The following is a 10121-nucleotide window of genomic DNA, read 5'->3' on the forward strand; positions in this document are numbered from 1 at the left end:
CAGAGCCATTCAAACGGGGTGTTCCCCAAGGCAGGCAAGATGCGATCGCTTCTATTCACGTTGTTCGCCGTGTTGCTTTTCAATACCGCGCAGGCTGGCGCGGTGAATATCAACAAAGCGGATGCGCCCACGATCAGCCGTGAGCTGGACGGCGTCAGCCGCCCGTTGGCACAGCGTATCGTCCAGCATCGTCGTGACCACGGGCCGTTTCGCTCCGCGCAGGATCTCTCCCGGGTGCCTTACGTGGGCGACGCGCTGATCGAACGCAACCGGGCGAATATTCTTTTCGAGTAGGGGCTTGCGAGTACGGGTTTGACGGCGCGAGCCGGGCGGAGCGTCGCTCCAGGTCAGGGCTGAACAACGGGCGGGACAGTGGCTCGGTTATGCTGCCCGAATCCCCGGAGGCCGCATGTACCCACAGACGCGTTACGCACAATCCCATGGAGGCGATGTCGCCTACCAGGTCATCGGCGAAGGCCCGGTTGACCTGCTTTACTGCGGTGGCCTGCTGTCCCACCTGGAGTTGGTCTGGGATTACCCCGAGGCCGAACGTTACCTGGCGCGGCTGGCCGCATTCTCCCGGTTGATCCTGGTTGATCGGCGTGGTGTGGGGGTCTCGGAGGGGCTGCCCAACGATGCCCTGCCGTCTCTGGATGATTGGTCCGACGACCTGCTGGCTGTGCTCGACGAAGTTGGTTCGACCTCCGCTGCATTGTTCATCGAACGTGATGCCGCACCGCTGGGCATCAACCTGGCGAGTCGGCATCCAGAGCGGGTGCGGGCCATGGTGCTGGGCAACGCCACGGCCTGTCTGCTGGCCGACGATGCCTCCGCCGATGGGGAGGAACAGGCCGCGGTCGGGCGCATCATCGACCTGGTGCGCGACCAGTGGGGCACCGAGGCGCTGAGCGCTTTCGCGCTGCCGAGCCGCCGCGAGAACGATCACCACTTCGCGCAGAAAGCCGCGCGCTTTCAGCGATCTGCCGCGACACCGTCCTCCGCGGCTGCCCAGTTCGCGTATTTCGCTCGCTGCGACGTTCGGCCGCTGTTGTCGCAGGTTCATTGCCCGGTGCTGGTCGTTCATCATCGAAACTACGCGGTCGTGAAGGCCGCGCATGCAAGCTATTTGCGTGACACCCTGCCCAACGCCGAGTTGCTCATGCTCGATGGCGAAGATGCCTTCTTCCTCTATCAGGGCGGGGACACCGTTTTGCGCCGGATCGAGGCGTTTCTGACCGGCCGGCAGGACCAGACCCAGGCTGATCGCGTCCTGCAGACGATCTTGTTCGTCGACATTTTTCGGTCGACGGAGATCGCGAGCGAACTGGGCGACTCCGAATGGCGCGATCGTCTCGCGAATTTCTACTCCATTGTCGAGCGTGAACTGGCGCGGTATAGCGCCCGGATCATCGACGAGTCGGGCGATGGTCTGTTCGCGGTGTTGTCCGGCCCCACACCCGCGATTCATTGTGCGCGGGCCATACGCGCCGCGGTCGCCCAGATCGAGTTGTCGGTACGGGCGGGCATCCACGCCGGGGAGTGTGAAGTCTCTGACGACGCCGTGCGCGGGCTGACCGTGCACATCGGCGCCCGCATCGCGGCGGAGGCGGCGCCGGGCGAAATCTGGGTGTCGCGCACCGTGCGGGACCTGGTCGTGGGGTCCGGTCTGATCTTCCGGCACCGCGGCCCGAAGCGACTCAAGGGGGTGCCGGGCGTGTGGCGGCTCTTCCGGGTCGAAGAAGACGATGAATAGCGGCCGCGCGGCGCTTTGATGAATCCCCGGTGCTACGGCTCCGGTTGTTCCAGAACTTCAGCGGCTTCCAGCCATTCGGCCTCCGCGCTCTCCAGCGCCTCGCCTGTTTCCTGCCGCTTGCGACCCAGTCGCTCCGCGCGCCCAGGGTCGTCCTGGTAAATGCTCGGATCGGCCAGCAGGCGGTCGAGTTCACCAAGCTCGCGCTGGAGTTTGGCCATGGCCTCCTCGGCGCGGCGCAGTTGTTGCCGCATCGGTTTCGCCAGCGAGCGGCGCTGGCTGGCCACGATTTTGCGCTGGGCGTCAGTGAGCGGCGCCTTCGCCGGCTTGTCCGGTGAAGCCGGCGCACGGCGCTCGTCGCTGGCACGGCTGCGCAGCCAGCGTGCGTATTCGTCGAGATCGCCACTGAACTCCGACTGCCGGCCGTGGGCAATCAGCCACAGCTGGTCACAGGTTGCAGCGACGAGGTGGCGATCATGCGAGACCAGCACCATCGCACCCTCGAAGCCCTGAAGCGCGACTTCCAGCGCATGGCGCATGTCCAGATCCAGATGGTTGGTCGGCTCATCCAGCAGCAGCAGATTGGGTTGCTGGTAGACGATGCGGGCCAGACAGAGACGCGCCTTTTCACCGCCTGATAACGGCCCCACCGGCTCGAGCACGCGATCGCCACGAAAATCGAAGCCACCGAGAAAACTGCGCAGCGCCTGGGTACTGGCCTTGGGGGCGTCGCGCTGCAGATGCAGCAGGGGGCTGGCGTCCATGTCGAGCTGGTCGACCTGGTGCTGCGCAAAGTAGCCGATGCGAAGATGGTCGTGCCGTTGCACTGCGCCGGTCGATTGCACCGGGCCATCGCAGAGCAGGTTGATCAGCGTTGATTTGCCGGCTCCGTTCCGGCCCAGCAGGCCAATGCGGTCACCCGGATGAATATCCAGCTTGAGCTCCGAGAGCACCGGCGTGCCCCCGTAGCCGACGGCGGCGCGGTCCAGCCGAATCAGCGGAGCCGGCAGGCGGTCCGGTTTCGGAAATTCGAAGGAGAACGGCGAATCCCAATGCGCGGGTTCGGCCAGCTGCATCCGCTCGATTTGCTTGACTCGGCTTTGTGCCTGTTTTGCCTTCGAGGCTTTGGCCTTGAAGCGGTCTACGAAGGTCTGCAGGTGGGCTTTCTGCTTTTCCTGCGCCGCATAGGCGGCTGCATGCTGCATGCGCTGCTGCACCAGCGTGGCCTCGAACGTCGAGTAGTTGCCGGTGAACAGCGTGGCGGTCTGTCCGACCAGGTGCACGGTGTGAGTGGTCGTGGCATCGAGGAATTCACGGTCATGTGAAATGACCAGTAGCGTGCCGCTGTAGGCGCGCAGCCAATCCTGCAGCCAGAACACGGCGTCAAGATCGAGATGGTTAGTGGGTTCGTCCAGCAGCAGCAGGTCGGAGCGACACATCAACGCGCGACCTAGGTGCAGGCGCATTTGCCAGCCGCCCGAGAACGCGCTGACCGGATTGCGGATCACCTCGGTATCAAAACCGAGGCCATCGAGTAGCCGCGCGGCCCGCGATTCTGCGGCGTAGCCATCAACGGCATGCATGTGCTCATGAGCTGTCGCAATGGCCTGCACGTCCTCGGCGGCCTCTGCCTCGGACACGGCGCGCTGGATTGCGCGCAGTTCGGGGTCGCCGTCGAGCACATAGTCCAGCGCCGAGCGGCTGCGATCGGTGATCTCCTGGCTGACATTGGCGATGGTTAGCCCGGCGGGCACGTGCAAGTCGCCCGCGTCGAGATCAATCTCGCCGAGGATGAGCGAAAACAGGCTGGATTTGCCCGTGCCGTTGCGTCCGACGATGCCCACGCGCTGCCCGGCAGACAGGGTCATGGTCACGTTGTCGAGCAGCTTTCGGGGGCCGCGACGTAGCGCGACCTGATTGAGCGAAATCACAATAAGGCACTTGGGGGCAGAGGGATGGGGTCGACGCCGGGCGGGATTATACGGGCGCGGGCGGCCGCGCTAGCATGCGTGTACGCCCAGACACCGCCGTCGAGACATCATGCTTCAAGTTCATCAGTTTCCGTGCTTGTCCGACAACTACGGATTCCTGATCCGTGATGACGCGACCGGCACCGTCGCCTGCATCGACACTCCGGATGGAGACGCCATCGTCCGGCAGCTGGATGATCTGGGCTGGCCCTCGCACATGATCCTGAATACTCACTGGCATCCGGACCACGTTGGCGGCAACGCGATGCTCAAAAAACGATACGACTGCGAGATCGTGGGGCCAGTGCACGAAGCCGCCAGGATCCCGAACATCGACCGCACTGTCGACGAGGGTGATGTCGTGGCTGTTGGTGAGTGTCAGGCGCAGGTGCTTCATACGCCTGGTCACACCTTGGGACATATCGTCTATCACTTTGCTGCCGCGCAGAAAGCGTTTGTCGGCGACACGCTGTTCGCCATGGGCTGCGGACGCCTGTTCGAAGGCTCGCCGCAGCAGATGTGGGCTTCGCTGTCGCGCCTGCGCGACTGGCCGGAGGAGACCGTAATCTACTGTGCCCATGAGTACACGCAGGCCAACGCGCGCTTCGCACTCAGTGTGGACGCCGGCAATGCGGAATTGCAGGCGCGCGCGCAGTGGGTGGATGCCCGGCGTGCGAGTGGTGAATTCACCGTGCCGACCACGATTGCGTTGGAGCGCGCCACCAACCCATTTCTGCGCGCCGATGACGCCGGCGTGCAAGCCGCCATCGGCATGAGCGGTGCGCCGTTTCATGAGGCATTCGCCGAGATCCGGCGACGCAAGGACCAGTTCTGAGGGCTGTGCTGCCCTAAAATGGTGGTCCTCGAAACGACTGAGCGCAGCATGACACTGACCATCTACCACAATCCCCGCTGCTCCAAGAGCCGGCAAACCCTGGCAAGGGTCGAAGAGTCCGGCAGTCCTCACGCGATCGTGAAGTACCTGGATGCGCCGCCGGATGCGGCGACGCTGAAAGCGTTGATCGGCAAGCTCGGCGTGGCCGTGACTGACATCATCCGGTTCAAGGAACCGATGGCGCAGGAGCTGGGGCTGTCTGCCGCAGACGATCGCTCTGACGATGCCTGGATCGCGGTGCTCGTCGAGCATCCCAAGCTGCTGGAACGTCCGATTGTCGTTTCGGGCGACCGCGCGGTGATCGGGCGGCCGCCCGAAAATGTCGACGTGCTGCTTGCCTAACTCGCCTTCCGTTCGAGCTCGACGCCGTGCTCGGCCTGCACCTCGGTTGTCTTCGGCGGGTTGCCGGTGATCAGGCGATCCGCCGAGGTGCCGAAAAACCGCGACAGCCACTGAATGGTCACGGTCATGCGCTGATCGGGTTCGATCAATGAGGCGATGTGCACCAGTGACCAGACCATCCAGGCGAATGCGCCCTTGACCTTCCAGCCGAAGATTTCGCCCACGCAGCGGTAGCGGGCGATGATCGCCATCGAACCCTTGTCGCTATACCGGAACGGCTTGGCGGCTTTCCCCTTGGCCTGGCGCTTCAGGTACTTCGCCACGTACTTGCCTTGTTGCATGGCGACCGGCGCCAGGCCGGGCAAGGTGCCGCCCTTGCCATCCGGGGCACAGGCCAGGTCGCCAATGACGAAGATGTTCGGGTGGCTGGGCATTTGCAGGCACTCGTTGACGACCAGGCGGCCTGGGCGGTCGGTTTCGCCCTGGGTGCGTGTGCCCAGCGTTCGACCGAACTGGGACAGCGTGACACCGGCCGCCCACAGCACGTTGTCGGTTTCGATGGTTTCGGTGCTGTCGTCCGGCAACTTGATCCGGACATGGTCCGCGGTGACGTCGTTCGCCATGCTGTTGGTGCGGACCTCCACCTTGAGCTCTTCCAGCATCCGCTTCGCAGCGGCGCGCAGGTCGTCCGAATAGGCCGGCAGGATGTTTTCCGTGCCTTCGACCAGGATGATGCGCGCGTCGCGCGGGTCGATTGCACGGAAGTTGCCGACCATGACGCGCTGCGTCAGATCGCCGAGCGCACCGGCCAGCTCGACCCCGGTGGGACCACCGCCCACGATCACGAAGGTCAGCAGGCGCCGTCGACGCTCCGCATCGGGTTCCTTCTCCGCCTCCTCGAAGGCACGAAACAGGCGATGGCGCATTTCCAGCGCATGTTCGACCGTCTTCAGCCCCGGCGCGTGCTCGCGCCAGTGGTCATTGCCGAAGTAGTGATGCTTGACGCCGGTGGCGGCGATGAGTGTGTCGTAGGGCGCTTCACCGCCGTCGTAGTAGACGATTTGCCGGTCGACATCCACGTCGTAAACCGTGCCGAGCAGCGTGCGCACGTTCGCGTACTTGCGCAGGACAACGCGTTGCTGGGTGGAGATGTCACCCACCGTCAGCGTTCCGGTGGCGACCTGGTAGAGCAAGGGCTGGAACAGGTGAAAATTACGCTTGTCCAGCAGTGTGACGTCGTAACCGCTGCGCCCGAGCGCGCGTGCGGCGAACAATCCCCCGAACCCCCCGCCGACAATCACAACACGATGTTTGTCTGATGGTTTGGGAGTCTGTTGCGGCATGGTTGAAGACCTCCGATGTCTGAATGCTGCAGTGCAGCAGGTTAACACGGCGCGGATTTGAGCTTGCGCCGACGGCCTGCTTGTAAGCTCAGACCCTTGTGAAGGGGCGAACGATCCATGCGAATGCTGTGGGCGGCGTTCTACTCGTTTGTTCACATCTCTTTGCTGCGCGCTGCGCTAACGTTTACAGGGAACAACCGTCGGGTTCCGGCGTGTTGGAATGATGGGGTTGCCGGGTCACCGCACATGAAGGGAATAGTCTTCACCGAATTCTTCGACATGGTCGAGCAGCAACATGGCCTGGCCACGGTCGAGCGTTTGCTCGAAGCCGTGCGCCCGGAAAACGCCGGCGCGTATACCGCAGTCGGCAACTACGATCACATGGAAATGGTTGGTTACGTCGGTGCCCTGGCGCGTTCCGCCGACCAATCCATGGACGCCATCCTCACGGGATTCGGTGAGCATCTGTTTGGGGTGTTCGTCCGTCGCTTTCCCGACCTGATCCGATCCGCCAACTCGGCCATCGAATTTCTCGCGGCCATCGAAAGCTCGATTCATGTCGAGGTCCTCAAGCTTTATCCGGATGCCGAATTGCCTCGTTTCGAGTATGCGCTGCGCGAGGCTGATCGCTTGAGCATGGTCTACCGATCACGTCGGCCATTGGCGCCGTTTGCGCATGGTCTGATCCGGGGCTGCATCGCGCACTTCGGCGACCCCCTGGACGTGCGCATGCGAGATCTCTCGGATGGTCAGGGTACCGCCGCGCAGTTCGACATCCTGCCGGTGGCTGCGTGAGCGAAACCGAAGAGCTATCGCTGTTGCGGCGCAAACTCGCGCGCGAGCGTGCCGCCCGCGAAGCGGCCGAGTCCTTGCTGGAAGCCAAGGCGCGAGAGCTGCACGAACGCAATCTCGAATTGCGCCGCTCCAATGAGGAACTGGAGCGTTTCGCCTACGCCGCGTCGCACGACCTGCGTGCTCCCTTGCGCACCATCGCCGGGTTTTCCGACCTGCTTCAGCGCAAGGAGTCCGGGGCCATGTCCGACGCCGGGCGAGAGTTTCTGGAACTGATTCACGAAGCCATCGGACAGATGGACAATCTGATCGAGGATCTTCTGCAGTTCTCGCGGGCGAATCGCATTGAGATGGCCTTTGAACCGGTGGCGCTTTCGCAGGTGGTGGATGATGCCTGCGATCGCCTGCGCGCCATGCTTGACCAGCAGGGCGCGGTCATTGATATGGGTACGCTGCCGCAAGTCTCCGGGCATGCGGGGCTGCTGACTCGGTTGTTTCAGAATCTGATCAGCAATGGCTGCAAGTTCGCGCGGCCCGATGTCTCGCCCGTCCTGCGGATCAGCGCGACGGAGGAGGACGCCCAGGTTTGTGTTCATGTCGCGGATAACGGTATCGGCATCGAGCCGGCCTACCAGGACAAGATCTTCCAGATGTTCACCCGCTTGCACAGCGCGGACGAATACCCCGGCTCCGGGATCGGGCTGGCGCTTTGTGCCCGCATTGTCGAACGTCACACGGGACGGCTCGATGTCGTGTCCGAGGCCGGACAGGGTGCGACGTTTCGTGTGTGGTTGCCGAAGCCTGTTGCCGCGCGGGTTGACTCTCTTTAGTGAAAGTCGCGGGATTTGGCGTTGAGCTTTCCCAGCCAGTGGGAGTAATCCTGAAGCTGACGTGCGATGACATGGACGACGTTGTTTTCGCGCTGCAGCTGACCACGCACCACGATGAATCTGCTGTGCAGCACGGCGCTTCTGTAGGCATGCACCACTTTGGGCCAGACGATTAGGTTTGTTGAACCGGTTTCATCTTCCAGCGTCATAAAGATCACTCCGGACGCTGTGCCCGGCCGCTGCCGATTAATCACCAGGCCTGCGATGCAGACGGGATTGCCAGTCTCTCCGTCAGCGAGTTGCGCTGCGGATTGTGCGTGCAGGGCATCAAGTTTGCCGCGCAGTAACGCCACCGGATGACGGCCTAGCGTCAGTTGGATACTCGAATAGTCGGAGATGATGTTGTCGGCCTCGCTCGGAATCCGTAGCAAGGGCGCGCCTTCGGTGAATTGGGGTTGGCCGTACAAGGGCATCGCCGTTTCAACGCCGGCGGCATCCCAGAATGCACGATGCCGATGAGTGGCCAAGCTGTTAAGTGCTCCAGAGGCTGCAAGAGCCTCGGTTTGCGAGCGACTCAATCGAGCTTGGCGAGCGACTGCCTGGACGCTGTCGGGGGGGGGCTCCAAAAGACGGGCCTGCACGATGCGTTTCGCAGCCGCTTGGTCCAGCCCCTTGATTCGATCCAGCCCCAGGCGTAGCGCAACACCGCCTCGGCTATGAACGGATGGTTCCAGCGTGCTTTGTGTGCCGGAGTTCAAAACATCAACAGGGCGGACTTCGACCCCATGGCGGTTGGCATCGCCGACCAATTGGGCGGGCTGATAAAACCCCATCGGTAGGCTGTTGAGCAGAGCCGCCGTAAAGGCGCCAGGGTAATGGTATTTAAGCCAGGCTGAGGCATAGGCCAGCAAGGCAAAGCTGGCCGAGTGGCTTTCTGGAAACCCATAGTCCCCAAATCCCTTGATTTGCTCGAAGATCCGGTCTGCAAATGCCTGGCTCAAGCCGTTCTTCATCATGCCGTCCTTGAGCTTCTTCTCGAAGGGTCCAAGCCCTCCCTTGCGCTTCCAGGCCGCCATGGCGCGCCGTAGCTGATCGGATTCTCCGCGCGAAAATCCTCCGGCTACGACGGCGAGTTCCATCACCTGTTCCTGGAATATGGGAATGCCGAGTGTCCGTTCCAGCACGGCCTTGACTGCGTCGTTGGGATAATTCACCGGCTCGTTGCCGGACCGGCGATTCAGATAGGGATGGACCATGTCGCCCTGAATCGGGCCGGGTCGCACAATCGCGACTTCAATGACCAAGTCGTAGAATTTTCGGGGTTGAAGGCGGGGCAGCATGGACATTTGAGCGCGGGACTCAATTTGGAACACGCCGATGGTGTCGGCTTGACAGATCATGTCGTAAACAGCCGCATCGTCCCGGGGAATGCGGTCAAGGCTGAGTTGCCTGCCGTGGTGCTCGTTAATCAGGTCGAAACATTTGCGAATGGCGGTGAGCATGCCAAGCGCGAGAACATCGACTTTCAGCAAGCCCAACGTTTCCAGGTCGTCCTTGTCCCATTGGATAACCGTGCGGCCAGGCATCGATGCATTTTCGATGGGGCAAAGTTCGTGAACCGGGCCATCGCTGATCACGAAGCCGCCAACGTGCTGTGACAGGTGGCGGGGAAATCCAACCAACTGGCCGACCAGCCGTTTCAGGCGTCGGATAATGGGGGTGTCGGGTGCCAGACCAGCTTCGCGGATACGCGTATCGATATCGGTATCGTCATCCCACCATTGCAGTGTTCTGGAGAGTTGATCGACCTGATCCAGGCTCATGCCCAATGCCTTTCCGACGTCGCGTATCGCTGAGCGGGGGCGGTAACAGATCACCGTGGCCGCGAGTGCCGCATGGTCGCGTCCGTACTTGCGGTAAATGTGCTGGATGACCTCTTCACGGCGTTCATGTTCGAAGTCGACGTCGATATCCGGTGGTTCGTTGCGCTCTCGTGAGATAAAGCGCTCAAACAGTAATTCGTGCTCCTCCGGGTTGACGGAGGTAATACCCAGGCAATAGCAAACAACCGAATTGGCAGCCGAACCACGTCCCTGGCACAGGATGTTCTGTGAACGTGCCCATTCAACAATCTCGTGAACGGTAAGAAAGAAGAACTCGTACTCCTGGTCGGCGATGAGTCTGAGTTCGTGCTCTATG

General features: G+C 62.3%; 9 protein-coding genes. 6 read left to right on the forward strand and 3 right to left on the reverse strand.

Features of this window, described 5'->3' with window-relative positions:
* The first annotated feature begins 39 nt into the window (after positions 1–39).
* Together ACE1EY_RS10810 and ACE1EY_RS10815 are read left to right on the forward strand one after the other, a co-directional pair.
* Entirely contained in the window at positions 40–294 is a 255-nt protein-coding gene (locus ACE1EY_RS10810; protein ID WP_291512923.1) for a helix-hairpin-helix domain-containing protein, read from the forward strand.
* 115 nt (positions 295–409) lie between these two features.
* Positions 410–1753 carry an alpha/beta fold hydrolase gene (locus ACE1EY_RS10815; RefSeq protein WP_370300165.1) on the forward strand — a complete coding sequence of 448 codons (1344 nt, stop codon included), beginning with the start codon at positions 410–412 and terminating at the stop codon, positions 1751–1753.
* Positions 1754–1785: 32 nt separating this feature from the next.
* Here the strand turns inward: ACE1EY_RS10815 and ACE1EY_RS10820 are convergent, their stop codons facing one another.
* Complete coding sequence (locus tag ACE1EY_RS10820; protein ID WP_370300166.1) at positions 1786–3681, reverse strand: ABC-F family ATP-binding cassette domain-containing protein; 1896 nt, start codon at positions 3679–3681, stop codon at positions 1786–1788.
* 109 nt (positions 3682–3790) lie between these two features.
* On the opposite strand from ACE1EY_RS10820, the gene gloB reads away from it, so the two are divergent.
* Both gloB and arsC read left to right on the forward strand, forming a co-directional pair.
* Complete coding sequence (gloB, locus tag ACE1EY_RS10825; protein ID WP_291512919.1) at positions 3791–4555, forward strand: hydroxyacylglutathione hydrolase; 765 nt, start codon at positions 3791–3793, stop codon at positions 4553–4555.
* A 48-nt stretch (positions 4556–4603) separates the two neighbouring features.
* On the forward strand, positions 4604–4957 hold the full coding sequence (gene arsC / locus ACE1EY_RS10830) for an arsenate reductase (glutaredoxin) (protein WP_291512918.1): 354 nt from the start codon (positions 4604–4606) through the stop codon (positions 4955–4957).
* Here the strand turns inward: arsC and ACE1EY_RS10835 are convergent.
* Positions 4954–6300 (reverse strand): NAD(P)/FAD-dependent oxidoreductase, encoded by a 1347-nt coding sequence (locus ACE1EY_RS10835; RefSeq protein ID WP_291512917.1) that lies wholly within the window; start codon positions 6298–6300, stop codon positions 4954–4956. The two genes, arsC and ACE1EY_RS10835, sit on opposite strands and share 4 nt — an antisense overlap.
* A 246-nt stretch (positions 6301–6546) precedes the next feature.
* Between ACE1EY_RS10835 and ACE1EY_RS10840 the strand changes: the two genes are divergently transcribed.
* On the forward strand, positions 6547–7095 hold the full coding sequence (locus ACE1EY_RS10840; RefSeq protein WP_291512916.1) for a heme NO-binding domain-containing protein: 549 nt from the start codon (positions 6547–6549) through the stop codon (positions 7093–7095).
* Positions 7092–7922, forward strand: coding sequence for an ATP-binding protein (locus tag ACE1EY_RS10845; RefSeq protein ID WP_291512915.1), 831 nt, complete (start codon positions 7092–7094; stop codon positions 7920–7922). The genes ACE1EY_RS10840 and ACE1EY_RS10845 overlap by 4 nt, the downstream gene beginning before the upstream one ends.
* Here the strand turns inward: ACE1EY_RS10845 and ACE1EY_RS10850 are convergent.
* Positions 7919–10121: error-prone DNA polymerase (locus tag ACE1EY_RS10850; RefSeq protein ID WP_370300167.1), on the reverse strand; the 2203-nt coding region annotated here is incomplete at its 5' end. The two genes, ACE1EY_RS10845 and ACE1EY_RS10850, sit on opposite strands and share 4 nt — an antisense overlap.

The organism is Abyssibacter sp. (genome assembly GCF_964229365.1).
GTDB lineage: Bacteria > Pseudomonadota > Gammaproteobacteria > Nevskiales > OUC007 > Abyssibacter.

Bases quoted from the DNA above. Each gene is read 5' to 3' on its own strand.
- ACE1EY_RS10835 (WP_291512917.1), bottom strand. From the start codon at position 6,300: ATGCCGCAACAGACTCCCAAACCATCAGACAAACATCGTGTTGTGATT.
- gloB (WP_291512919.1), top strand. From the start codon at position 3,791: ATGCTTCAAGTTCATCAGTTTCCGTGCTTGTCCGACAACTACGGATTC.
- ACE1EY_RS10810 (WP_291512923.1), top strand. From the start codon at position 40: ATGCGATCGCTTCTATTCACGTTGTTCGCCGTGTTGCTTTTCAATACC.
- arsC (WP_291512918.1), top strand. From the start codon at position 4,604: ATGACACTGACCATCTACCACAATCCCCGCTGCTCCAAGAGCCGGCAA.
- ACE1EY_RS10815 (WP_370300165.1), top strand. From the start codon at position 410: ATGTACCCACAGACGCGTTACGCACAATCCCATGGAGGCGATGTCGCC.
- ACE1EY_RS10840 (WP_291512916.1), top strand. From the start codon at position 6,547: ATGAAGGGAATAGTCTTCACCGAATTCTTCGACATGGTCGAGCAGCAA.